Here is a 23390-nt window from a genome sequence, read left to right on the forward strand (position 1 = left end):
GTGCGCGCCTTGACCTCGAGTGGACTTCACGTATGAGGCTTGCGGCATGACTACTACCGCTCCCGCATCCGATGCCAGCGCATCCGCCGAGACTTCCGCAGTGCGTGACTGGTTGCGCGCCAATGCCCATCCGGTGACCAGCACCGACGCCGACTACCTCGGCACCGACCTCGAACCATTGACCGACCGGCTGGCTGCCGCGACAGTGGTCGGGCTCGGCGAATCGACCCGCTTCTCCCGGCAGACCTTCGGCGTGCGCTCGCGCATCTTCCGCACGCTGGTCGAGCGGCACGGCTTCCGTGCACTGGCGATTCAGGACAGCGCACGTTCCGGTGAGCGCTGGGACGATTACGTCCGGATCGGGGTGGGCGATCCCGAATCCGTGCTCGCGGGTGCGTGGCGACCGTGGCGCAGCGCCGAGACCGCCGAAGCGCTGACCTGGATTCGGGCTTTCAATCAGGAACATCCGGATGATCAGGTTCGTATCTTCGGCGTCGAGCCGCCGCATGCCGAACCCGCCGATTACGACGTGGTGCTCGACTACATCCGGCACGCGGCGCCGCAACGGCTCACGGCGCTCGAATCTCATCTCACTCTCATCAGGACCGCGCACCAGGTGGACGAACACGTCCAGCGTCACCAGGGCATTCACCCTGGTCGCCCCTTCGTCGACGAGGCACGCGACGCGCTCGCATTGCTCGACGGACTCCCCGAATCGACCGAGCGCTCGACCGCACTCGCCCACGCGCGCCTCATCCTTTCTTTCCATTCGAATAGCGTTGCGGGACAAGGCAGTTTCGACCGCAACGAGCAGCCGTCGGCCGACCGCGTCATCGAATGGCACCGTGCGACCGGCGCCAGGATCGCCTATTGGGACGGCATCGCCCACACCTCGGCGCTCGCCCTCGGTGCCCAACCCGAGCAGAGCACATTCCGCGGTGCGGGCAGCCACCTGCGCCGCCACTTCGGCACGGACTACGCGTCGGTGGCTATCGGCTTCCATCACGGCGACCTGGGCATGGCGATAGCCCCTGATCCCGCGCCCGATCTCATCGACGCAACGCTCGGCGCGGTGAACCTGCCCGCCTTCGCCGTCGACCTGCACGCGGCGGCCCCCGACTCGGTGCTCCGGTGGCGACTCGCACCGGCGAAGCTGCGCACCATCAGCGGGATCTACGACCCAACGCAGGACGCCGACGCGAACATGCTGGTCGGCTCGTTGATCGATGCGTTCGACGTGCTGATCCACATTCGGGAAACCACGCCGCTGCGCTGGCTGCCGGAGTTCGCACCGTCGACATGACCCGGCCCGCGGGCACAGCGCTGCGATGCGGCCGCGGCCGGTCCATAGACTGACGGGTATGGAGGCGGCCGATTGGGACGCGCGGTATGCGCAAGGTGAATTGGTCTGGGGCGCACCGCCGAACAGCACGGTGGTCGAGCACGTCTACGGGCTGGAGCGGCGCACCCCGCAGCACGACACCCCGGACGGCGGTGTGCCGAGGCTGCCGCGCGCCCTCGACCTCGCCTGCGGCGAGGGTCGAAACGCATTGTGGCTGGCAACGCACGGCTGGCAGGTGCACGCGGTCGACTACTCACAGGTGGGGGTCGACAAGGGCCGCACCGTCGCGACCCGCTTGTCGCGCTCCGTGCGCAGCCGCATCACCTGGCAGTGCGCCGATGTCACCGACCTCGACGCGGCGGGTATCACCGGCCCGTACGAGCTGGTCCTGCTGGTCTTCCTGCACCTGCCCGCCGAGCAGCGCCGCACCCTGCTCCGTCGCTGTGCGGACCTGCTCGCCCCCGAGGGCACCCTGCTGATCCTCGGACACGACACCACCAATCTCACCGACGGTTACGGCGGTCCTCAGGACCCGTCCATCCTCTTCACCCCCGACGACATCGTCGCCGACCTCGGCCCGAAATCCGAACACCTCCAGGTCCGCATCGCCGACCGCGTCCTGCGCCCCACCGAAGACCGCGATGCCATCGATGCACTGGTCGTCGCGACCAGATCGGCAGCAGTACCCGACCAGCCAGCACTCGAGTCCCAGACCGTCGAGTGACCGACGATCCGCCTGCGCCGCGCCGAGCAGACCCGGTTCCGCTCCGCTCGGCTCACCCGTCCGCGAGCAGAATTGCCGGCAGCCCGTCCGGTGCGGTCACGGCGTCGATCGGCAGGCAAGCGCACTACCGACATCGACTCGAGCGCTTTTCAGCGTCATCGAGCCAAAATCAGAAGTCCAACAGATAGTTCTGCTCAGAACCAGAAGCAGTGGTTATCAGACTGCGAGTCCGGCCCATCGCCGCAGCGGCGGCGTCACGATGTCGGCGATCTCGGCGAAGCCGCTGCGGAACGAATGCGGTTGTCCAGCAATGGTTTCCACCAGCGTCGCGTCGGCGGCATCGGGCACGCCGAACGGGTCGCGCGCACCGTTGATCACCACCACCTCGATATCGCCGGTCGACCGCAGCTCCTCGACGCGGGTGTTCTCCGGCTTTCCCGGGGGATGCAGCGGAAAGGACAGTGCGATCACCCCGCTTGCCCCTGCGGCGGTCGCGGTGCGGCAGGCCACCCGGGCGCCATTGCTGCGACCACCCTGGATCAACGGGACCTTCGCGACCCGCTTACGCAGGTCCGCGACGATCTCGAGCCAGGCTTCGTCCTGCTTCACCGCCGAGCCCGGCGCGCGTCGCCCCGCGACCCGATAGGGCTGCACGACCCTGGCCACCGCGCCGCCGAGCTCGAGCGCACGATCGCGCACCGTGAGCAGGTCTTTCGCGTCGACGCCACCACCAGAGCCGTGCGTGAGCAGCAGCAGGAAGGCAGGAGCACGCGGCTTGTCGAGCTCGATCTCGGCAGGCCCTGCGCTCGTCTCGATTCGCACACCCAACGGTAGCGCTCCAGCAACCAGGAAACATCGAGCGCAACAGGGCTTTCGTTCGGCAGTCGAGCCAGGTCGGCAACCCGCCTCTTACTCGAGCCGCGGCGGCGCGGCAACGCCTTCCGGTGTTTTCCGCGTCACATTGCCCGCTCGAGCCTTTGCCTCCCCATTACCGGCCGGTAATATGTTTCATAAGTTACCCGCGAGTAGCATGCGGAAACCCGGATGGCTACCCGGTGGCGACAACGGGCGGGAACGGCAAGCAACCGACCGCACCAACTCAACGGAGAGTGAGTAGACAGACATGGGCCACTACAAGAGCAACGTCCGCGACCTGGAGTTCAACCTCTTCGAGGTACTCGGCCTCGGTGCGCTCCTCGACGGCGAAGCATACGGCGATCTCGACTCCGAGACCGTCAAGGAGATGCTCAACGAGGTGCGCCGCCTGGCCGAAGGTCCGCTGGCCGACTCGTTCGTCGACGGTGACCGCAACCCGCCGACCTTCGACCCCGAGACCCACACCGTCACTCTCCCCGAGCCTTTCAAGAAGTCCTACCGCGCGCTCGAAGACGCGGGCTGGGCCAAGGTCGGCGTCCGTGAGGAGCTGGGCGGTCTCGGCGCGCCGAGCGCCGTCACCTGGGCGCTGAGCGAAATGATCCTCGGCGCCAACCCGCCTGCCCAGATGTACGCAGCGGGCGCGGGCTTCGCGCAGGTCTTCTACAACAACGGCACCGATGAGCAGAAGAAGTGGGCTCAGATCATCGCCGACCGTAACTGGGGCGCCACCATGGTGCTGACCGAGCCGGATGCCGGCTCCGACGTCGGCGCCGGCCGCACCAAGGCGATCAAGCAGGAAGACGGCACCTGGCACATCGAGGGCGTCAAGCGCTTCATCACCTCGGGTGACTCCGACGACCTGTTCGAGAACATCATGCACCTGGTGCTGGCCCGCCCCGAGGGCGCAGGGCCGGGCACCAAGGGTCTTTCGCTGTTCTACGTGCCGAAGTTCCACTTCGACTTCGAGACCGAGACCATCGGCGACCGCAACGGTGCCTTCGTCACCAATGTCGAGCACAAGATGGGCATCAAGGTTTCGGCCACCTGTGAGGTCACCTTCGGCGGCCACGGCATCCCCGCCAAGGGCTGGCTGGTCGGCGAGGTGCACAACGGCATCGCGCAGATGTTCGACGTCATCGAGAACGCGCGCATGATGGTGGGCACCAAGGCCATCGCGACCCTCTCGACCGGTTACCTCAACGCGCTCGACTACGCCAAGCAGCGCGTCCAGGGTGCGGACCTGACCCAGATGACCGACAAGGCCGCTCCCCGCGTCACCATCACCCACCACCCGGACGTGCGTCGTTCGCTGGCCCTGCAGAAGGCATACGCCGAGGGCCTGCGCGCCATCTACCTCTACACCGCCGCGCACCAGGATGCCGATATCGCGCAGCTGGTTTCCGGCGCCGACGAGGACGTGGCCTTCCGCGTCAACGATCTGCTGCTGCCGATCGTCAAGGGTGTCGGCTCCGAGCGGGCCTACCAGTACCTGACCGAATCGCTGCAGACCTTCGGTGGCTCCGGCTTCCTGCAGGACTACCCGATCGAGCAGTACATCCGCGACGCCAAGATCGACTCGCTGTACGAGGGCACCACCGCCATCCAGGCGCAGGACTTCTTCTTCCGCAAGATCGCCCGTGACCGCGGCGTCGCGCTGGCCCACGTGGCCGGCCAGGTGCAGAAGTTCATCGAGTCGGAGGCAGGCAACGGTCGTCTGAAGGCCGAGCGCAAGCTGCTCGCCACCGCGCTGGAGGACGTGCAGGCCATGGCCGCCACGCTCACCGGCCACCTGATGGGCGCGCAGGCCGACCAGAAGGAGCTCTACAAGGTCGGTCTCGGCTCGGTGCGCTTCCTGCTCGCCGTCGGTGACCTGCTCATCGGCTGGCAGCTGCTGCGTCACGCCGAGGTTGCCATCAAGGCCCTCGACAATGGCGCCACCGGTGCCGACGAGGCGTTCTACACCGGCAAGGTCGGTGTCGCGCAGTTCTTCGCCCGCAACGTGCTGCCGGAGCTGACCGCCACCCGCGCCATCCTGGCGAACCTGGACAACGACATCATGGAGCTCGACGAAGCGGCGTTCTGATGCGGTAGCTGACTGCTATCACACACCGAACACAACACAGCGGCCCGGAGATTCTCCGGGCCGCTGTGCTTTTCGCTGTGTGCGCTAGTCGATCCGGTGCTCGGCGTCGAATTCGGCCTGCGAGCGCAGGATTGCGTCGTGGTTATCGCGTGACCATTCGACCAGCCCGAAGATCGGGAGGGACAGGCTCTGGCCGCGCTCGGTCAGCGCGTAAAGCAACGATTCTCTGCGGGCGCCGCGTGCCGGATCGCCTCGAAGGGGGAGGCGATGCGGCACGTGGGGCCGCATTTCGCTGCCGTTATCCGGTGTGGTCCGCCGGCACAACACCGGCCGCCGGACATCCGACGCGACAGCGGGCACAATGATCGGGCAAGCCGCGCGTGTGCCGACGAAGGGACCGTTTGGATGAACCGCTCGCTGCCCGCTCTTGCCAGAATCGGCGTACTCGCCGTCGCTTTCGCTGTCGCGTTCGCGGGTCCGGCCTGCGCCGATCCGAACAATGTCAATCCGATTCCCGGGCTCAACGGCCAGCCGCGCGGACTACCGCGGCTGCCGGGGCCGGCCCAGGCGATCTTCCAGGTGACCGGAATCGATAGCCCCAATCACACCCAGAACGTCAACGTGCTCGGCACCGATCTCGGCATCATGTGGGACGACGGCGGCGGCCGGATGATCACCGCCTTCGGTGACAGCGCCGGGCTCGGCGTGCCCAACCTGCTCGCGGGCAGCATCTGGGCTTGGAACAGCAACGTCCTGTTCCGCAGCACCACCAAGGATCCGGCCAACGGCATCATCTTCGACAGCGCGGTGCCCAACCCGCTGCCGAGCCCGAAGATTCCGGGCATCGAGATCAGCTTCATTCCGACCGCGGGCATCTCGGTGGGCGGCGTGCAGTTCATGAGCATGATGTCGGTGCGCGAATGGGGCGACCACGGCAAGTGGGCCACCAACTTCGCCACCCTCGCGGCCTCCGGCGACGGCGGTCAGACCTGGGCTCAGTTGACCAACACCCGGCGCGCGAATGTCGACGGCCACGAAAAGTTTCAGCAGAACGCCTTCTTGAAGGACGCGGGATATATCTACCGCTACGGCACGCCCGGTGGCCGCAACAACCCCGGATTCGTCTCCAGGGCAAAAGAAGCCGATATCGCGAATATCGAGGCTTATGAGTATTGGGACGGCGGCGCATGGCAGCCCGGTGACGCGAAGACCGCAGCGCCGATCGTCGGCGATGTCGCCGAGCTGTCGGTGATGTGGAACAACTATCTCGGCAAGTTCGTCATGCTCACCACCGACCCGGCCAATTCCGTTGTCATGCGCACCGCGTCGGCTCCAGAGGGCCCCTGGGGCGATCCGCAGGTGCTCGTCACCGGGCCCTCATTACCGACTGCCTACGCGCCCATGATCTTTCCGTACCAGACCGGGCGGGACCTCTACTTCATGCTGACCGTGCACACCCAGTACAACGTGATCCTGCTGCGAACTCCATTGTGACGGGCGGCGATACAACACAAGCGGCCCGGATTTCTCCGGGCCGCTTGTGGATCGACGCGCAGTCGAGCGCTTATCAGCCTGCCGTGGCGGCGGTCGGCAGCGGCTTGACGCCACCCGAACCGGTCGCCAGCAGCTTCGCAAGGCCGGCGGCGAGGTTGCCCGAGCCGGTGGGAGCCGGGACGGGGGCGGGGGTCTCGGCGGCGGCGATACCCGAACCAGCGAGGACGATACCGGCAGCGGCGACGGCGGCACCGAACAGACGAATCTTGCGCATGAAAACTCTTCTTCCTTATTCCTCATCCGACCGCGTTTGCGATCGCCTGCGCATTTCTATCACGGTAGATTTTCGATCAGGGTCGTGACTATGAACACCATGCAAACGGATAGTTACCAGTTCTGCACACGACCTGGTAGTTCGCTGCGAGGAGACGCAGCTCGCCGTCGGAACAAATAATCAGCGGCGGAAGAATGCTGGCCACCGCCTCGTGGCTCGTGATATGCGAACCGGCCCCGCGCCGATTAAGTCATCGGCCGCTCGGGAACCGTTGCGCAGCAGCAGGTGTCGAAGGCAAGAAACAAGAATTGCCCCACCTCATGCGAGGTGGGGCAATTTCGGTATCGCGAATTACGGGGTCGTGGGAGTGGTGGCCGCCGAGCCGGACGCCAGCGCCTTGAGAAGTGCCGGAAGCAGCGCTGCCGAGCCGGTGCCGCCCGGGGCCGGCTCACCGGGGGCGATGGTGTCGATTTCCTGCAGGACGATGCCCTGGTCGACGGTGGCGGACGCCAGGCCCGAGCCCGCGCCGATCACAGCAGCAGCAGCGATAAAGACGACACCGAACACGCGAAGCTTGCTCATTGAATATCTACCCCTAGAAATGTCTGTCGCCGATAACACGTTTGTTATCAACGAAAGATGTTCTATCACAACGCTTCAACTGCCAGCGAGCAGCTACGCGACCCTTCCGCCGGCAAGAAGTTGCCGGACCGTTGCGAGTCATTCGAAATGAAATCCACGGGAATCGGACTCGAGCCGAGCTACCGGGCGGCCCGCCCCGCACCCGCCCTCATAAACTTCACCGCCGACAAGTCATCCGGCGAGGCTGTAGCTGGCACGATGGCCGCACAGCATCGAGCACACGTCGAGATCACACCAATGACCTTGCACAATGGGTCAATTGGGCGAATCTCGAGAGAACCGAGAGGCAAGCCCATAGAACTGTGGTGTACCCAGCTACCCACAAGTTATGTTGAGAAGTATTTCACAGGAATTATCTGTAACATTTCCGAGCTCGCGGAGATGGTGAGGTGATTCGCCTTTATCCGCTCGAGCCGAACAGCAAACGCGCACTTGGTGATCGGCAGACCATTCCCGTACAGCCCCGCCTCCGGAACTGTACGGGTAGCGCCGCCGACCGCAACCTCAGATCTCGTCCGGGCGGGAAAGCGGGCTCGAGGCGGCCTCCGCGGGTTCCTCGGCAACTCCCCCGGTGCTGACGCGCGAAGCCCGACCTACTCGCACTTGACGACAGGGATCGGGTCGTACTTCACGGTCCGAGTCGCACGCGAGACTTCCCGGCCGGTTTTGTGATCGGTGATGACGCGGGTATCGGACACGGTGAACCCGGGGGCGCCCTCGGAGGCGATGCAGTCCTTGCCCTTCGGGAGGGTGACCGTCTTGGGTTCGGTCGGCTTGTCTCGTTCGCCGGTGATGGACTCGACATCGACGGTCTTGGTGCCCCAGAGCCGGACGGTGACGTCGGAGTCGGTGGTGAGAGTCTCGATGTACACGCCGTTGGGGGTGTTGTTGCGGAAGCGCAGGTCGATGGCGCCGTCGAAGACGGTGGCCTCGCGAGCGGCGGGGTAGCGCGAGATGTAGTAGCTGTGCTCGGTGTGGCCCGCGTCCTCGAGGCCCGCGAAGTAGGAGGCGTTGTAGAGGGTGGTGGCGAATTGGCTGATTCCGCCGCCGACGGCGGTGCTCGGTCGACCGTGATCGATGATGCCGGATTCGACGTAGCCTTCGGCCGTGCCGCGCGGGCCGGTGAAGTCGTTGAGCGAGAACGTATCTCCAGGTTTGACGATGGCGCCGTTCACCTTCCGCGCGACCACCCGGATATTCACCCCGGAGGGGCCGCTGAAGCCGTTGGTGGTGAATTGGCCCATGACATCGGTGACGCCGAGGCCCTGTGCGGCCTCGGTGGTGAGCTTGGGCTCGACCTTCTCGTAGACAGCCTCAGCGGTACGTCCTTGTGGCATGGCAACGAGATTCGGCAACTGCTCGAGCGTCTTCGGCCAGTTGATCTTGTCGCCGACAATCGCCGGAACGACCTTCGCCGCGCCACCGGCCAGACTGAATGTCGCGTCCTTCGCCTCCACTTCGGAGGTGGCGAGCTGGGGCGCCAGCAAACCGGTCGCGACCTCCTGGTTGAAGGTCGCAGCGAGTCCGCCATTCCCATCGGGCGCGAAAGACAAGATGGTCGCGATCTGCTCCGGCTCCAGCTTGGCCGGTGCACCCTTGCCCGTAAAGGTGATCGGTGCGCGCACCGCGGGCTCCGCGACCTCACGCAACGCCTGATCGACCGCTTCGGGACGGACGGTCATGGGCGCGGCCGTCTCCGGCAGATCGATCAGCGTGCCGTAGATCCAGTTGTCGATCAGCGCTGCGCGCGCCGCGGGCTCGTCGAGCACCCGCCCTGGCACCGGCGGCACAGCTACCGGTCTGCCACCCTCGAATCTGATGGTGCCTTCGACCGTCGGCCGGTCGTGCACCCGCAAGGCGGTGAGCTGGCGATCCAGCGCCGAGTTGTCGACCACACTGGCGATCGGCACCGCGCGGGTGGTGAACAGTGATGTCAGCCGGGTGACCGGATTCAGCGGCTGCGAGCCGATACGTTCCCAGGTGGTCGCCCAGTCCACTTCCAGCCCCGCGGTGCTCGGCAGCAGCTTGGTCTGCATGTCGGCGATCTGCACGGGCAGTTCGTGCCCGGAACGCGGGCCGAGCACGGCACGCAGCCTGGTGTCCGCGGTGGCGGTGTCGAGGCCGCCCACGCTGACGCCGGCGACCTCGACGCCGCGCGGCACTTCCCCAGCGGACAACAGCAGGTCAGCCACATAGACAGATCCGGCCACCGCGATGAAGGCGCCGATCCCGATGCCGATCTTCTTGACGAGGGGCGCCTTCGGTGACCCGCTCACCTCGGGTTGCGACGGCGGCTGCGGTTCCTGGCGCCGAGACCAGCGCTCGGTAGCGGCTTCGCTGACCGGAGGGTGACGGGGTGGCTGCACCCCGGCGGTCGTCCGCAGGGGTTGGGTGGGCGTCGAGTCGTCAGCCCAGCCGGTGGACGCGTCCGGTACCGGAGAACGGGTCGATTCGAGGAGCTGACGCAGTCCGACTTCGCCGTTTTCGTGTCTGCCGTGACCGTCACGCCCGGCGCTCGATTCGCTCGTCACGAACCGTCCTCCCCGCTCGAGATGAAAAGGGACCTCGCACGGTTGCGAGTCTCCGCCAACCATAGTGGCCGCTACCGACATGGTCCGCAGAGCACAGATCTGCAGCAAACCTTGCGCAAAGGGCCCGCGTAGAACATGGAAGGGCCCCGCGTAGTTGCCGGGTCGGGGGTCTGGCAACTACGCGGAGCCGATTGGAATATCGCCGCCCCGAACCAGACCGTTACACCGGCTGGACGCGACCGTGGCCGACCGGCGCGGGACAATCGAGGACACGACTCTCGCTATCAGGGCTCGAATACACGAGGGAGATGGATGGGTATGCAGCTGGGAATGATCGGTCTAGGCCGGATGGGCGGCAATATCGTGCGTCGCATCGTCAAGGACGGGCACACCGCCGTCGGCTACGAACGCAAGCCCAAGCGCATCGACGAACTGACGGCCGAGCTGGGCACTGTGAAATTCCAGGGCGCCACCGAACTTGCGGACTTCGTCGGCAAGCTGGAGACACCGCGCGTGGTCTGGGTGATGATCCCTGCAGGCGCCACCGGTGCGGTCATCGATCAACTGGCCGAGGTGCTCGAACCGGGCGACATCATCATCGACGGCGGCAACAGCCGCTACCACGAGGACCTCGTACGCGCCGAGCAGTTGCGGCCCAAGGGAATTCACTACGTGGACATCGGCACCTCGGGGGGCGTCTTCGGCCTCGAGCGCGGCTTCTGCCTGATGATCGGCGGCGAGGCCGAACAGGTGAAGTACCTCGATCCACTCCTGAAATCCATCGCTCCCGGTGTCGAGGCCGCCGAGCGGACACCGGGACGCACCGGCGAACCGTCCGCGGCCGAGCAGGGCTACCTGCACTGCGGCCCGGCCGGTGCGGGCCACTTCGTGAAGATGGTGCACAACGGCATCGAGTACGGCGCCATGCAGGCCTATGCCGAGGGGCTGAACATCCTGCACAAGGCGAATATCGGCGCGGACCACGACGCTCGGTTCTCCGCCGAGGAGACGCCGCTCGAGCATCCCGAGTACTACCGGTACGCGATCGATATCCCCGAGGTCACCGAGGTGTGGCGGCGCGGCTCGGTAGTCGCCTCCTGGTTGCTGGACCTGACCGCGGGCGCGCTCTACGCCGATCCGAACCTCGATTCGTTCGACGGCCGGGTCTCGGATTCGGGCGAGGGCCGGTGGACCCTCGACGCCGCGATCGACACCGGAGTCCCCGCGCCCGTCCTCGCGGCGTCGCTGTTCGCGCGATTCTCCTCGCGCGGCGAATCGCTGTACGCGGACAAGATGCTTTCGGCTATGCGCCAGGCTTTCGGCGGGCACAACGAGCTGCCGGAGAACTAGCGAGCCCGGCCGGGTTCAGCGTCGAGTCCAGCGCCATCTCCAGCCGGTCAATTCGGCACAGACATCGGCCAAAAAGCGCGTAACAGCGCCGATGGCATAACTCACAAGGCCGTAATGCCGGACCGGCGGCAATGTCGCCGGCACCGAGGGGCTACCCGAAACTCGCCGTCTCAGACACAATGGATCCGACGGCGACGCCCGCTGCCAACGGTCCGGAAGGGTGGGTCTACTCCATGGTCGAGAAACATGTGGTGCGCAACGACGGAGTGGATATCGCCGTCTTCGAGCAGGGCAATCCGGCGGGCCCGACGGTCCTGTTGCTGCACGGCTGGCCCGACACCCACCACCTGTGGAACAACATCGTGCCGGAACTCACCGAGCGGTTCCGGGTGCTGAGCGTGGACAACCGCGGGCACGGCGAGTCATCCAACCCGCCGGGCACCAAGGCCATTTCGGTGGCGAATTTCGCCGCGGACTACGTCACGGTGATCGAGGCGCTGGGCAAGGGTGAGCCTGTCCACGTCCTCGCGCACGACTGGGGCAGCATAGCGATGTGGGAGGTGGTCGCGCGGCCCGACGCGCATCGACTTGTCGCGTCGTTCACCTCGGTCTCCGGCCCCAGCCTCGCGCACACCGCGAGCTGGGCCCGCAGCAGACTGGCCAGGCCGACGCCGCGCAATATCGCGCTCCCGCTGGCACAACTGGGCTCGTTCGCCTATTCGGGCGTTTTCTCACTGCCGGTGCTTCCGCAAGCGGTGATCGCGGCGGGGGTGAGCGAAGAGCGTTGGCGGACTTGGCTTTCCCGCGCGGAGGGAGCGGCCCCCGACCAGATCCACCTGGCCCCCACGTTCAAGCAGGACATGGCGAGCGGCCTGCGCATCTATCGATCGACCTGGGCCACCAATCCACTGGCTGCCCGCGCGCAGCACACCTCGGTTCCGGTGCAGATCATTGTCGGCACCCGCGATCCCGCGGTGCGGCAGTCGAGTTACTCCGATGAGGACCACTGGGTCGACGCGGTGTGGTTGCGCGTGGTGCGGGGCGGGCATTGGCTGCCGTTCTCCCATCCGCGACTGCTCGCCTCGGCGGCCGTCGAATTGATCGACGCGGTGGCAGGCGGGCCGCAGTCGCGCACCTTTCGGCGCACGCGAATGGGTGTGCCGCGCAAGCGGTTCGAGGACCAACTCGTGGTGATCACCGGTGGTGGCAGCGGGATCGGGCGGGAAACCGCACTCGCCTTCGCCGAGGACGGCGCGGAGATCGTGGTGTCGGATATCGACCTCACCGCCGCCGAGGCGACGGTCGCGCTGATATCCCGGTCGGGCGGGCGCGGCCACGCCTATGAACTGGATGTCTCCGATGAGGCGGCGGTGGGCAAACATGCCGAGGGTGTGATCGCCGAGCACGGCGTGCCGGATGTGTTGATCAACAATGCGGGCATCGGCCAGGCCGGACGCTTCCTCGACACCTCCACCGAGGATTTCCAGCGCGTGCTGAATGTGAACCTCAACGGAGTAGTCAACGGCTGCCGCGCCTTCGCCGGCCACATGATCGAGCGCGGACTCGGCGGACACATCGTGAACCTCTCCAGCATGGCCGGTTATATGCCACAGCAGGGATTCACCGCCTACTCCACAAGCAAGGCAGCCGTTTTCATGTTCTCCGACTGCCTACGCGCCGAACTGGCAAAGCACAGCATCGGCGTCAGCACCATCTGCCCCGGCATCGTGCACACCAATATCGTGCGCAACACCAGGATGTCGGGCGTCTCGCCCGAAGAGGAGGCACGCAGGCAGCAGCGCTACGACCGCCTCTACCAACGGCGCGGCTACGGGCCGGAGAAAGTGGCCCGGCAGATCGTGCGAGCGGTGCAGAAGGACCGGCAAGTCGTTCCGGTGACGCCAGAAGCACGGTTGCAGTACATCATCGGACGACTCGCTCCCGGCCTGGTCCGCTTCGCCGCCGCCCGCGTCAGGCTGGTGCGCTGACACCACGGGGTTCGAATAACACCGACGGACCAACGCCACCATCGCGGCACCCAAGCAAGTACAGCAGGCAGGCGCGGAGAGGCGCCGGGGCGCCGACTAAACCGGCATGATTTTGCCGATTCCGCTAACTCATCACACCAGATCGCCGGTTCGGCATTCCAACCGACGAGATTCTGCCGAATTCTTTCGACCTCCGGTAGCGTCGGCCGCATCACTACAGAATCGGCAGAATCCTGCCGCCATCGGAGGCTGGATGGCAGCGACCATCAGCATCGGGCGGGCGATCCGAACAGCAAGACGCCGGCACCGATTGACTCAGGAGCAACTCGCGGAACTCGTAGGCACGTCGACTCGGACAGTCCGCGAGATCGAGCACGGGAGCGGACCGACAAGCATCGCAACCGTTGTCGCAGTGGCGGACGCCGTGGGTCTCACACTGGGGGTCATCAGTTGACCAGCTTCGAAGACCCCATCGCCCCGGGTCTGGTACGGTTCGCCGCCGCGCACGGCAGTCTGGTGCCCTGACGCCAGCGGCGCGGCACCCGGGTCCGGTCACACAAGGACCGCGAGGACGCACTGCTTGCGATTCGCGCGCTACGTCGAATCGACTGAGCGGATCATGATCGGGCGGCCCCTATGTCATGATGCAAGGTCTGCGACAACAACCGAAGGAGACGATCGTGAGATTCGTGCGTGTCCTCGTTTTGCCCGCTGCGACGTTGCTGGCCGGTTCGGGGTTGATGCTTGCCGCAGCATCTCCGGCTCAGGCCGAAAGGTATGCAGACAGCGTTGCAGATTACACCTGCCCCAAGCCGGACGGGTCCTTCGAGTATCCGAACGATCGAAGCAAATACATTGAGTGCAGGGGCAATACCGCAACCATTCGATCATGTTCTTCGGGCCTGATCTGGAATCGCACTGGCGGGTACTGCGACTGGCCTACCAGCGCGGGTGCGGCGGCTCGCCGAGAATGAGCGTCGCGATATCCGTGGAGAGACCAACGGAGCGCGCTGTTCGACTCGAGCCCGGAGCAGATCCTGCTTGCGTGGGTAGTGCTTGAACCCGGTCTGGCGCGCGCCATCGGCGTGCTGGCGATCTCGTTGCCGGTCGCGGCCTCGAAACCCCGATCTGCACGAGATCGCCCTGCGTCGAACCGTTTTCCATCTGCCTTGCTGTGATCTCGCGAATCACTCAGTCGCACCACCGTCCGGGAGACACAAGAAGAAACCGGCGTCGACGTACGACTAACCGGCATCGTCGGAATCTTCACCGACCCCACCCACGTCATCCACTACACAAGCAACGACGAAGTGCGCCAAGAGTTCACCATCATCTATCGCGCCGAGCCGATCGGCGGCGAGCCGACACCGAGCAGCGAAAGCACACACGTCGAATGGGTGCCGCTCGGCAAGCTCCCGACGTTGAAGATGGACCCCAGCCAGCGCAAGCGTCTCGACTGGGCATTGCGTGGGTCGTCCGAGCCCGACATCGACCCCGCGACGCCCTGAACTGCGGCCCGCGCAGAAGGGCGTGGTGTTGGTGCCACGAGCAGGGACGTGGAGCGGATAGTGTGTCTACCAGCCAAAAGTTCCTAGTCGTTGCCGTCGCGATAGGAGGAAACCCGTAGTGGGAGTTCATGGTCGTGCACTAGGTGGGGTGTTGGTAACGGTGATGGTGTGCGCGGGGCTGTGGTGTGGCGGGGGGACAGCTGCCGCGCAAGATATCCACTGGCAAAGCGACAGCACGCTGCAGTGCGCCAAGACGCACTGGGCGGAGATCAAGAACGTCGTAGACCCTTTGCTGCCGACCGCGCCGCTGATCCTGCCGTCTGATCAACAAACCAAACTGAATTCGCTGTTGAACGGTGCCAAGGTCATGCCGTCAAAACCGAGCGATGACTGGCTCCGAGCGCTCCCCGACGCTGTTCCCACGGAGCTTCTCGACCAGATCGCCGGAAAGATCATTCGATCCTGTCTCGCAGAGTCCTAGCCCCATCAACGAACCACACAGCTGAATGGACTACTCGGTCCCGCCCCTGAGTGGGCGGGACTACTGCTGTCGGTACCTGAAGAAGCCCTGGCGATGTGGGAGACCACCATCGGCGCGAGCCCGGCCTGTACGACCGCGTACCAGGTCTCCACGCTGGTGATGCTGTCGAGCCGGAGCTTCCTCCGACGCGCCATCTCTATGCGTTCCATGACCACCTGGTCTTGTCCAGCACCGCACCCACATCCACCGCGACGGCTCCTGCGTCTTCGATCCTGTCGGCGTCGTCGTATGGGTCGATGAACCGCGCGACATCCTCGTCCATCTGGATTCCGTTGTCCTTGCGCACCAACCACTCTCGGAAACCCACACGATCAACTATCAGACAGTCCTGAGTGGCCGATGTGCCCCGTGACGGTGGTGTGGGCGATCAGCGGGCGGTCCCAGAGAGCGAGGAGGTCGTTGGCCACGTCCACGACCGCCAGCGGGTGCTCGTCACCCCGCACCTCAACGCAGGCGGCGAACAGCCCCCGCGGGACCGCCCCGGCGTCGAGGAGGACACGCCACTCGTCCGGCCCGAGCGCAAGATATTCCAGCCCGGTCAAGCCGGTGATCTCCATCGGGTCGGCGAGCGTGCCGGGGTGCGCGGTGAGGGTGCGTACCCGCGGCAGCCCGGCGATGGGGGCAAGGCTGAGGGGTGTGCCGCTCCGACGGAAGATCCGCACGACCTCCAGATCGGGGTGTACAGCGGACGCGACGTCGACCAGGTCGTGCCCGTCGCCGACCCGAGCCGTGACCGGCAACCGCTGCGTTTGGCGGCTGGCGCGGTCGCTGCTCTCGAAGAGGTTCAGGACCAGCTCCGTCAGGGATTCGCCGTACAGTTCGGCGCCGATGCTCTGCTCGTGATCGATGAGAATGACCTGGCCAAGGTGGCCCCGCGGTCCGGGCGTCAGGTCGATGGCAAAAGTGTCACCGCCGTTGCTGCCGAAGGCGATCCAACCGGGCGAGCCGACCAGGCCCTGGACGGCGGCGTCGGACGGGGTGACGACCGCCTCGGTCGCCGCGTACTGCCACGGGCACGGTCGCCGGGACGCGTCGGCTACGAACAGCCCGTCCAGGGAGGCGAGTTCGCAGCCGACTGCGGACTCGGCGGCCTGCAGCTCCGCGAAGTCGGCCTCCCAGTCCCCCGATCCGTCCGGTCCGGCCGGACCCACCCTGGTCGCACGGTAGAGCGCTTTGAGCTCCTCGGTCAGTGTGACGCCGAGCCGTTCCTCGGCGGCGGCGATCTCCTCCTCGGTCGCGCCGACGGCGTCGGGGAGCCTCTCGCGGAGCGTCCGTTCCAGCAGGGCCGGGTCCGAGGACGGCGCCACCACTGCCCCGGGCACCGGTTCGGGCAGGCGCCGCCAGGGTTCGGCGACGACGCCGTCAACCAGGACGAGCGTGCCTGGGCTCGGGCTCTGAAAGCCCGACGCGGACTCTACGGCGGGGCTGGTGCCGAACACGTGCAGTACCGTTTGCCCGTTCGGCGAGACGTCCGCTGCAAACAGCACCTCGCGGATGCCTGCCTCCGCGAGCGCGCGCTGCACTGGCGCTGCGGCCCGAGTAACGGCCTGCTGGTCATGGGGCACGATCGACTGCCCCCGCGGTGGGAGCCGATGACTCAGGGGCAGGCTCCACCCCGTCGAACTTATGCTTCCCGCCACGTGGCCGGTATCGGCGACGAGCCGGTCGGGGTGCTCGGCCCCAAGGAGCGTCAGTAGTGGCTCCCAGGTGGCGAAGTCGTGGATTGCGGGCACAGGCGTCCTCCAAACGGTGCGGCGGTTATGGGTGGCCGTCCGAAAGACCGTACCGGCCGTCACCGACAGCCGTGCCGAACTGCCTGGGCGTTTAAGGTGAGGTCCATGCCGCACCGTAACGCCAGAAGCTGTTGTGCGCCTGCGGATTTGGGCTGCTCACTCTTCGCGTTCTTGCTCCGCCGGCCTCCGGTGGGTTCGGCTGGATCGCCGCGGAATCGACAGGATCCCGCTGTCATCAGACCTGCGATAAGGGTGGCACTCGACCGAATGCCACCCTTTATCAGCCGCTTTCGCGCCTCCAGGGCTCAGCTGAGGATTATTCAGCGCTCCAGGATGGCGACAACGCCCTGGCCGCCCGCAGCGCAGATGGAGATCAGCGCGCGGCCGGATCCCTTCTCCGCCAGCATCTTCGCGGCGGAGGCGACGATGCGGCCGCCGGTGGCGGCGAACGGGTGGCCCGCGGCGAGCGAGGAGCCGTTGACATTGAGCTTGCTGCGGTCGATCGAGCCGAGCGCGCCGTCGAGGCCGAGGCGCTCCTTGCAGTAGGCGTCGGACTCCCAGGCCTGCAGGGTCGCGAGCACCACGGAGGCGAAGGCCTCGTGGATTTCGTAGTAGTCGAAGTCCTGCAGAGTCAGGCCGTTGCGGGCCAGCATGCGGGGCACCGCGTAGGTCGGGGCCATCAGCAGGCCGTCGGGGCCGTGGATGTAATCGACGGCGGCGACCTCGCTGTCCACCAGGTGCGCGAGTACCGGCAGGTTGCGCTCGGCGGCCCATTCATCGCTGGACAACAGCACCGCGGAGGCGCCGTCGGTCAGCGGGGTGGAGTTGCCCGCGGTCATGGTGGCCTCGCCCGCCTTCACACCGAAGACCGGCTTCAGGGTGGCCAGCTTCTCGACGGTCGAGCCGGGGCGCAGGTTGTCGTCGCGGGTCAGGCCGAGGAACGGGGTGATCAGGTCGTCGAAGAAGCCACGGTCGTAGGCGGCCGCCATGTTCTTGTGCGACAGGTAGGCCAGCTCGTCCTGCGCCTCGCGGGCGACGCCGAACTCCTTGGCGGTGATGGCGGCGTGCTCACCCATGGACAGCCCGGTGCGCGGCTCGGCGTTGCGCGGGATCTCGATGCCGAGCATGCCCGGACGCAGCTGGCCGACCAGCTTGAGCCGGTCCTTGTTGCTCTTGGCGCGGTTGGCGTCGAGCATCCACTCGCGCATGCCTTCGCTGACGCCGATCGGAGCGTCGGAGGTGGTGTCGGTGCCGCCGCCGACACCCGCGTCGATGCGACCGGCCGCGATCGCATCACCGACGGTGACGATCGCCTGCAGGCCGGTACCGCAGGCGAGCTGCAGGTCGTGGGCCGGGGTGTAGGGGCTGAGCTTGCTGCCGAGCACGCTCTCGCGGATCATGCCGTGCTCGCCGACGCGCTTGAGCACCGCGCCGCCGGCAACCATGCCGAGGCGCTCGCCCTGCAGGTTGAACCGGCTGACAAGGCCGTCGAGCGCGGCAGTGAACATGTCCTGGTTGGAGGCGTGGGCGTAGGCCTTGTCGGAGCGGGCGAACGGAATCCGGTTGCCGCCCACGATCGCAACCGGGCGGGGAGCCTTCTTGGCCGTGCTCTTCGCCGAACGGGCTTTGGTTGTCACTCGAGTCTCCAGGTCTCGTCGGGGTTGGCCGGCGCCCCGGTGCTCGCACGGAAATTCCGCGCGGATCGGCGCACCGTCGCGTTGGTTTACTTTAAACTTACTCTGGAGTAAGTTTGTTGTCGACACCGTACCCCGCGCAAGTGCGTAATTTCGCCTGGGGACGTGCAGTGAACGAGCAGCACCGGTCGGCCGGCAGCCACCGGCGAGTCGAGCACACACACGACACAGAAAAGGGAGAAACAGTGGCAGCGAACAAGAGCAAGGGTGCTCCCAACCTCTACGGATCGTTCGTACACTCTGCCCCCGGACAGTTCCTGGCGAGCAAGCTGGGCCTGCCGCAGCCGCAGACCCTGCGCCGCTACACCAAGGGCGAGCCGCCGCTGCCCGGCCCGGTGCTGCTCGGCGGCAAGGGCCGCGTTGCAGAGCCGGTGCGCACCCTGCTGTCGGACTACACCTTCGCCGATGCACCGAGCCAGGGCGCGAAGTACGGCGCGCTGGTCTTCGACGCCACCGGCATCGGCTCGATCGAGGACCTTTCGCAGCTGTACGAGTTCTTCCAGCCCGCCATGCGCAGTGTTGCCGCGTCGGGCCGCATCGTGGTGATCGGCACCACCCCCGAGCTCACCGCGAGCGTCGACGAGCAGATCGCCCAGCGCGCGCTGGAAGGCTTCACCCGCAGCGTCGCGAAGGAACTGCTGCGCGGCGCCACCGCCCAACTGGTGTACCTGCACCCGGAGGCGGCCCCGACCGCGACCGGCCTGGAATCCACCCTGCGCTTTCTGCTTTCGGCCAAGTCGGCGTTCGTCGACGGCCAGGTCATCCGGGTCGGCAAGGACGACGCGGCCGCGCCCGCCAGCTGGGATCGCCCGCTCGAGGGCAAGGTCGCCGTGGTCACCGGCGCGGCCCGCGGCATCGGCGCGACCATCGCCGAGGTGTTCGCCCGTGACGGCGCCACCGTGATCGTCGCCGACATCCCGGCCGCGGGCGAGGCGCTCTCGGCCACCGCCAACAAGGTCGGCGGCACCGCGCTCGCACTGGATGTCACCGCGCCCGATGCCGCGGAAAAGCTGGCCGAATTCGCCACCGAGCGTTTCGGCGGCATCGACATCGTCGTGCACAACGCGGGCATTACCCGTGACAAGCTGCTCGCCAATATGGACGAGGGCCGCTGGAACTCGGTCATCAACGTGAACCTCGCTGCGCCGCACCGCATTACCGAGGGCCTGGTCGCCCGCGGCGCGCTGAAGGAAGGTGGCCGCGTGATCGACGTGTCCTCCATCGCGGGCATCGCGGGCAACCGCGGTCAGACCAACTACGGCGCCTCCAAGGCCGGTGTCATCGGCATGGTCAACGCCGAGGCGCCGAAGCTGGCTGAGAAGGGCATCACCATCAATGCGGTCGCGCCCGGCTTCATCGAGACCGCGATGACCGCCGCCATCCCGCTGGCGACCCGTGAGGCGGGCCGCCTGATGAGCTCGCTGTTGCAGGGCGGCGAGACCGTCGATGTGGCCGAGACCATCGCCTACTTTGCGAGCCCGGCGTCGAACGCGGTGAGCGGCAACGTGGTTCGGGTCTGCGGACAGAGCCTGATCGGAGCATGATGGCGCGGGCCGGAACAGGTCGGGAGAAGACGCAGTTGATCACACTTACCGAACCTCCGAAGAACAGCAGCCTGTTCGTCAAGGCCGCGCTCGGCGCGGTCCCGGTGCCGCTGGGCTCGGCACGCAAGTCCACCCTGCCGGATCGGACCGTCCGGCTCGAGGGCTTCAAGGTGGACCCGGACCACCTTGCCGCGTACTGCCGGGCGACCGGACTGCGGTTCAACGACTCGCTGCCGCTGACCTACCCGTTCATCCTGAGCTTCCCGCTTGCCATGCAGCTGGTGGTGGCGCGCGACTTTCCGTTCGTCGCGGTGGGTGCGGTGCACGCGCAGAACCTGATCGAGCGCACCCGCGAGATCTCGGTGAGTGAGCCGCTGGACTTCACGACGCACATCGAGAACCTGCGCGAGCACCCGAAGGGGCTGCTCGTCGATGCGGTGACCGAGGTCAACGTCGGCAGGGAGCTGGTGTGGCGTCAGGTCACCACCTTCCTGCACCAGCAGCGCACCTCGCTGTCGGGTGGACCGAAGCCGGAGCCGAAGCCGGACGAGGTTCCGCCGCCGCCGCTGCGCACGATGCGGGTGGATCAGAAGACGATCACCCGGTACGCGTCCGCGTCCGGTGATCACAATCCGATCCACACTTCCGCGTTGGGCGCCAAGGCTTTCGGCTTCCCGAAGGCGATCGCGCATGGCATGTGGTCGGCAGCGAACATCCTCGGCAATATCGAGGGCCGCATTCCGGAGCAGACGACCTACGCGGTCAAGTTCGGCAAGCCGATTCTGCTGCCTTCCACGGTGAACGTGTACGCGGATCAGGTCGACGGTGGCTGGGATCTGGCGTTGCGCAACCCGAAGAAGGGTTACCCGCACCTGACTGCCACGTTGCGCTGAACAAAGCTGGAGCCGGAGCCGCACCTCGAATGCAGGTGCGGCTCCGGCTTTTCCGGCACGCTGTCGACGAAGTGTCTCAGCAGTCGCAGCCGCAGTCACAGCAATTGCCGCAGTCACAGCAATTGCCACAGCAGTCACCACAATCGCAGCAGCTACCGCAGTCGCAATTCTTGATCCAGGCATCTTTGCGCTGGCCGGAGCACGGGCTGGTGTGGTCGGCGCAGCAGGCGTAGCCGGTGCAGTAGACACCGAGAACCAAGGCGAGAGCTTCGCCTAGGCCGGGGCGGCGCGTCGGCGGGCGGTGCCCGGTGTTGGGCGGACCGGGGTACTGCAAGGTCACCTTGTCGCGGGATGCGTTGCAGGCGTTAGCAGTTGCGCCGACGCCGCGGCCCACCTTGCGCACCAGGGCGTGCAGCGGGTCCAGCAGCATCCAGCGGACGGTTGGCACCTGATCCAGCCCGGCCGCGGAGACGGCCGAGCGGACCTGCGAATCCGATTGCCGCAGTAGGTCATAGGCCTCCGGCATGGTCGTTCCGGTGGCCGCGAGCGGGTTGAAGCGACCGCGCGTGCTGTCCGCATCGAAATCCTCGACAGCGTCGGCGAGATGCGCGATACGGCCGAAATGTCTACCCGCCTCACGCAATGCGGCGATGTTCTCCGGACGGTCGGCCAGCACCGCGGTGTGCCCGAACAATTCCGAGGCACAGATCTGGGTCGGCGCGGTCAGCTGATCCAGGGTCGGCCGTGCGCGCATCGACTGCGCACCGCCCGCCCGCCGTTCGAGTTCGACCTGCGAATCTATCGCAGCGACAAGAGGTTCCACGTTCAGACCGATCAGGCTCGCCTGCGAACGTGCCCGCTCGGCCCACCGGCCGGAAACCTTGGCCATCGGCCGTCTGGTCAGCGCCGAACTGTCACCGTCCTGGACATGATCGCGAATCTTGGCCGCGCCCAACAACAGTGATGCCGTCGATGCCAGCAGCACCCCCGGCGAGTCGGCAGCGGCAACCGTGGCCCGCTGCATGCCGCGCAACGCGCACGGCCCCGCGGCGGTCCGCGCCATCGGCCCGGAGAGCTGAGCCTCGGTCAGCACGCTCAGCACGATCGCATCGGTATTGGTCGCCGTCCGCGCCAACTGCCCGTGCCCGTCGCGCAATCCCAGACACAGCCCACACATATGGGTGCGCCACTCCGTCGTGTCGATGCCGTACTTCTCTGCGCCATGCGAACACGGCCGCAACATCCCGAACAATTCCGCCCCGTCCCTCCCCGGCTGCCACCGAATCAGCCGGTCCTTACTCGATGAACTCCCGCACTCTGTCAGCCCGTCGACGACGTGGCAAGCCGAGCGGCAATCATCTCGCTAGGGCCGAGCTACTCGGCTTTCTTGCGACCTGCGAGGCCGCGCCAGGCGAGGTCGTCGAGGAGGTCTACGGCTTCGCCGACTTCGATCCCTCCGGCGGCCACGCGGTCGGCGATCGCTTCGCCCGCGCCGATGACCGCTACGGCCACCACGTCGAAGTTGGTGCCCGGCTCGGCGTGCTTGGCGCTGGACTCGAGCAGTTTGGCGGTGAGCTCGATGACACGCTCGCGGGCGTTCTCGATCTCCGAGGCGAAGGCTTGCTGCCCGATCGCCTGGCGGTAGAGGACCTGCCAGGAGCGACGGTTGCTGTCGACGAAACCGAGGAAACCCTCCAGCGCCGTACGGACCTGCTCGTGCGGGGACAACTGCGGGTTGCCTGCCGGTGCCACCGACTCGATGAATCGCAGCCCCTCGCGCTGGATACAGGCGCGGAACAACTCGTCCTTGGAGCCGTAGTACAGATACAGCATCGGCTTGGAGATCTTGGCCTCGGCGGCGATCGCATCCATCGAGGTGTCGTGGAAGCCTTTGCGCGAGAAAACCTCGACCGCGGCGTCGAGCATCTGCTGCTCACGAACCGCCCGAGGAAGTCGCTTCGTCCCGCCAGCCATCCACTCTCCTACCGCATGGTGAAGTTCCTATATTACTCCTAGGTAAGTTCCGTGGGTTGGATTTGCTCACCAGTCGCCCGATATCGCGGTGATGAGATGTCACAACGCCAGGGACGATCCGCCGACCCGGAGTTGATCGGCCCGGTGATCATGCCGGACTCGACGCGTCCCGTCACCTGACTCTGTACATCGCTGGGAA

The 23390-nt window shown here is 66.4% G+C and carries 21 protein-coding genes and 1 pseudogene; 12 read left to right on the plus strand and 10 right to left on the minus strand.

Features of this window, described 5'->3' with window-relative positions:
- Positions 1-46: 46 nt before the first annotated feature.
- Positions 47-1303 carry an erythromycin esterase family protein gene (locus OHA42_RS03175; RefSeq protein ID WP_406234415.1) on the plus strand — a complete coding sequence of 419 codons (1257 nt, stop codon included), beginning with the start codon at positions 47-49 and terminating at the stop codon, positions 1301-1303.
- Positions 1304-1361: 58 nt separating this feature from the next.
- A complete protein-coding gene (locus OHA42_RS03180) occupies positions 1362-2066 on the plus strand; it encodes a class I SAM-dependent methyltransferase (RefSeq protein ID WP_406234417.1) in 705 nt (234 codons plus the stop codon).
- Positions 2067-2282: 216 nt separating this feature from the next.
- Here OHA42_RS03180 and OHA42_RS03185 read toward each other — a convergent pair whose 3' ends face one another.
- Positions 2283-2888 carry an alpha/beta family hydrolase gene (locus OHA42_RS03185; RefSeq protein ID WP_406234419.1) on the minus strand — a complete coding sequence of 202 codons (606 nt, stop codon included), beginning with the start codon at positions 2886-2888 and terminating at the stop codon, positions 2283-2285.
- A gap of 301 nt (positions 2889-3189) precedes the next feature.
- Between OHA42_RS03185 and OHA42_RS03190 the strand changes: the two genes are divergently transcribed.
- On the plus strand, positions 3190-5025 hold the full coding sequence (locus OHA42_RS03190; protein WP_406234421.1) for an acyl-CoA dehydrogenase: 1836 nt from the start codon (positions 3190-3192) through the stop codon (positions 5023-5025).
- Between the two features lie 84 nt (positions 5026-5109).
- Here OHA42_RS03190 and OHA42_RS03195 read toward each other — a convergent pair whose 3' ends face one another.
- Positions 5110-5313: a hypothetical protein gene (locus OHA42_RS03195; protein WP_406234422.1), complete on the minus strand. Its 204-nt coding sequence runs from the start codon at positions 5311-5313 to the stop codon at positions 5110-5112.
- A gap of 117 nt (positions 5314-5430) precedes the next feature.
- On the opposite strand from OHA42_RS03195, the gene OHA42_RS03200 reads away from it, so the two are divergent.
- The gene (locus OHA42_RS03200; protein ID WP_406234424.1) at positions 5431-6519 is read left to right on the plus strand and encodes a DUF4185 domain-containing protein; all 1089 of its coding nucleotides are present in this window, start codon (positions 5431-5433) and stop codon (positions 6517-6519) included.
- A gap of 73 nt (positions 6520-6592) precedes the next feature.
- Here the strand turns inward: OHA42_RS03200 and OHA42_RS03205 are convergent, their stop codons facing one another.
- From OHA42_RS03205 to OHA42_RS03215, 3 genes are all read right to left on the minus strand, one after another.
- A complete protein-coding gene (locus OHA42_RS03205) occupies positions 6593-6793 on the minus strand; it encodes a hypothetical protein (RefSeq protein WP_406234426.1) in 201 nt (66 codons plus the stop codon).
- A 351-nt stretch (positions 6794-7144) separates the two neighbouring features.
- Entirely contained in the window at positions 7145-7375 is a 231-nt protein-coding gene (locus tag OHA42_RS03210) for a hypothetical protein (protein ID WP_406234428.1), read from the minus strand.
- A 653-nt stretch (positions 7376-8028) separates the two neighbouring features.
- Positions 8029-9966, minus strand: coding sequence for a VanW family protein (locus OHA42_RS03215; protein ID WP_406234430.1), 1938 nt, complete (start codon positions 9964-9966; stop codon positions 8029-8031).
- Positions 9967-10284: 318 nt separating this feature from the next.
- Between OHA42_RS03215 and gnd the strand changes: the two genes are divergently transcribed.
- From gnd to OHA42_RS03245, 6 genes and pseudogenes are all read left to right on the plus strand, one after another.
- Complete coding sequence (gnd, locus tag OHA42_RS03220) at positions 10285-11316, plus strand: phosphogluconate dehydrogenase (NAD(+)-dependent, decarboxylating) (RefSeq protein ID WP_406239038.1); 1032 nt, start codon at positions 10285-10287, stop codon at positions 11314-11316.
- Positions 11317-11549: 233 nt separating this feature from the next.
- Complete coding sequence (locus tag OHA42_RS03225) at positions 11550-13304, plus strand: SDR family oxidoreductase (protein ID WP_406234432.1); 1755 nt, start codon at positions 11550-11552, stop codon at positions 13302-13304.
- 253 nt (positions 13305-13557) lie between these two features.
- Positions 13558-13758: a helix-turn-helix transcriptional regulator gene (locus OHA42_RS03230; protein WP_406234434.1), complete on the plus strand. Its 201-nt coding sequence runs from the start codon at positions 13558-13560 to the stop codon at positions 13756-13758.
- Between the two features lie 286 nt (positions 13759-14044).
- Entirely contained in the window at positions 14045-14278 is a 234-nt protein-coding gene (locus OHA42_RS03235; RefSeq protein ID WP_406239040.1) for a carbohydrate-binding module family 14 protein, read from the plus strand.
- Between the two features lie 270 nt (positions 14279-14548).
- A pseudogene (locus OHA42_RS03240) lies at positions 14549-14812 on the plus strand (NUDIX hydrolase); the annotation flags it as partial.
- A gap of 148 nt (positions 14813-14960) precedes the next feature.
- A complete protein-coding gene (locus tag OHA42_RS03245) occupies positions 14961-15293 on the plus strand; it encodes a hypothetical protein (RefSeq protein WP_406234436.1) in 333 nt (110 codons plus the stop codon).
- A gap of 196 nt (positions 15294-15489) precedes the next feature.
- On the opposite strand, the gene OHA42_RS03250 is transcribed toward OHA42_RS03245, so the two are convergent.
- The 3 genes from OHA42_RS03250 to OHA42_RS03260 all read right to left on the minus strand — a co-directional run bounded on the left by OHA42_RS03250 (position 15490) and on the right by OHA42_RS03260 (position 18723).
- Complete coding sequence (locus OHA42_RS03250) at positions 15490-15660, minus strand: hypothetical protein (protein ID WP_406234438.1); 171 nt, start codon at positions 15658-15660, stop codon at positions 15490-15492.
- 4 nt (positions 15661-15664) lie between these two features.
- A complete protein-coding gene (locus tag OHA42_RS03255) occupies positions 15665-17086 on the minus strand; it encodes an SMI1/KNR4 family protein (RefSeq protein ID WP_406234440.1) in 1422 nt (473 codons plus the stop codon).
- 320 nt (positions 17087-17406) lie between these two features.
- The gene (locus OHA42_RS03260; protein ID WP_406234442.1) at positions 17407-18723 is read right to left on the minus strand and encodes an acetyl-CoA C-acetyltransferase; all 1317 of its coding nucleotides are present in this window, start codon (positions 18721-18723) and stop codon (positions 17407-17409) included.
- A 242-nt stretch (positions 18724-18965) separates the two neighbouring features.
- Between OHA42_RS03260 and OHA42_RS03265 the strand changes: the two genes are divergently transcribed.
- Positions 18966-20324, plus strand: coding sequence for a 3-oxoacyl-ACP reductase (locus tag OHA42_RS03265; RefSeq protein WP_406234444.1), 1359 nt, complete (start codon positions 18966-18968; stop codon positions 20322-20324).
- Positions 20324-21217, plus strand: a complete 894-nt coding sequence (locus OHA42_RS03270; protein ID WP_406239042.1) for a MaoC/PaaZ C-terminal domain-containing protein — start codon at positions 20324-20326, stop codon at positions 21215-21217. The genes OHA42_RS03265 and OHA42_RS03270 overlap by 1 nt, the downstream gene beginning before the upstream one ends.
- A 76-nt stretch (positions 21218-21293) precedes the next feature.
- On the opposite strand, the gene OHA42_RS03275 is transcribed toward OHA42_RS03270, so the two are convergent.
- Entirely contained in the window at positions 21294-22460 is a 1167-nt protein-coding gene (locus OHA42_RS03275) for a DUF5685 family protein (RefSeq protein ID WP_406234446.1), read from the minus strand.
- 131 nt (positions 22461-22591) lie between these two features.
- Complete coding sequence (locus tag OHA42_RS03280) at positions 22592-23191, minus strand: TetR/AcrR family transcriptional regulator (protein WP_328407226.1); 600 nt, start codon at positions 23189-23191, stop codon at positions 22592-22594.
- Positions 23192-23390: the final 199 nt, after the last annotated feature.

Origin of the sequence: Nocardia sp. NBC_01009 (assembly GCF_045208035.1) — a bacterium.
Classification (GTDB): Bacteria; Actinomycetota; Actinomycetes; order Mycobacteriales; family Mycobacteriaceae; genus Nocardia.

What these genes read in the sequence shown, in the direction of transcription:
- OHA42_RS03270 (WP_406239042.1), top strand. Translation starts at nt 20,324, where the DNA reads ATGGCGCGGGCCGGAACAGGTCGGGAGAAGACGCAGTTGATCACACTT.
- OHA42_RS03225 (WP_406234432.1), top strand. Translation starts at nt 11,550, where the DNA reads ATGGTCGAGAAACATGTGGTGCGCAACGACGGAGTGGATATCGCCGTC.
- gnd (WP_406239038.1), top strand. Translation starts at nt 10,285, where the DNA reads ATGCAGCTGGGAATGATCGGTCTAGGCCGGATGGGCGGCAATATCGTG.
- OHA42_RS03275 (WP_406234446.1), bottom strand. Translation starts at nt 22,460, where the DNA reads ATGTTGCGGCCGTGTTCGCATGGCGCAGAGAAGTACGGCATCGACACG.
- OHA42_RS03210 (WP_406234428.1), bottom strand. Translation starts at nt 7,375, where the DNA reads ATGAGCAAGCTTCGCGTGTTCGGTGTCGTCTTTATCGCTGCTGCTGCT.
- OHA42_RS03235 (WP_406239040.1), top strand. Translation starts at nt 14,045, where the DNA reads ATGCTTGCCGCAGCATCTCCGGCTCAGGCCGAAAGGTATGCAGACAGC.
- OHA42_RS03230 (WP_406234434.1), top strand. Translation starts at nt 13,558, where the DNA reads ATGGCAGCGACCATCAGCATCGGGCGGGCGATCCGAACAGCAAGACGC.
- OHA42_RS03200 (WP_406234424.1), top strand. Translation starts at nt 5,431, where the DNA reads ATGAACCGCTCGCTGCCCGCTCTTGCCAGAATCGGCGTACTCGCCGTC.
- OHA42_RS03280 (WP_328407226.1), bottom strand. Translation starts at nt 23,191, where the DNA reads ATGGCTGGCGGGACGAAGCGACTTCCTCGGGCGGTTCGTGAGCAGCAG.
- OHA42_RS03195 (WP_406234422.1), bottom strand. Translation starts at nt 5,313, where the DNA reads ATGCGGCCCCACGTGCCGCATCGCCTCCCCCTTCGAGGCGATCCGGCA.
- OHA42_RS03180 (WP_406234417.1), top strand. Translation starts at nt 1,362, where the DNA reads ATGGAGGCGGCCGATTGGGACGCGCGGTATGCGCAAGGTGAATTGGTC.
- OHA42_RS03205 (WP_406234426.1), bottom strand. Translation starts at nt 6,793, where the DNA reads ATGCGCAAGATTCGTCTGTTCGGTGCCGCCGTCGCCGCTGCCGGTATC.
- OHA42_RS03190 (WP_406234421.1), top strand. Translation starts at nt 3,190, where the DNA reads ATGGGCCACTACAAGAGCAACGTCCGCGACCTGGAGTTCAACCTCTTC.
- OHA42_RS03175 (WP_406234415.1), top strand. Translation starts at nt 47, where the DNA reads ATGACTACTACCGCTCCCGCATCCGATGCCAGCGCATCCGCCGAGACT.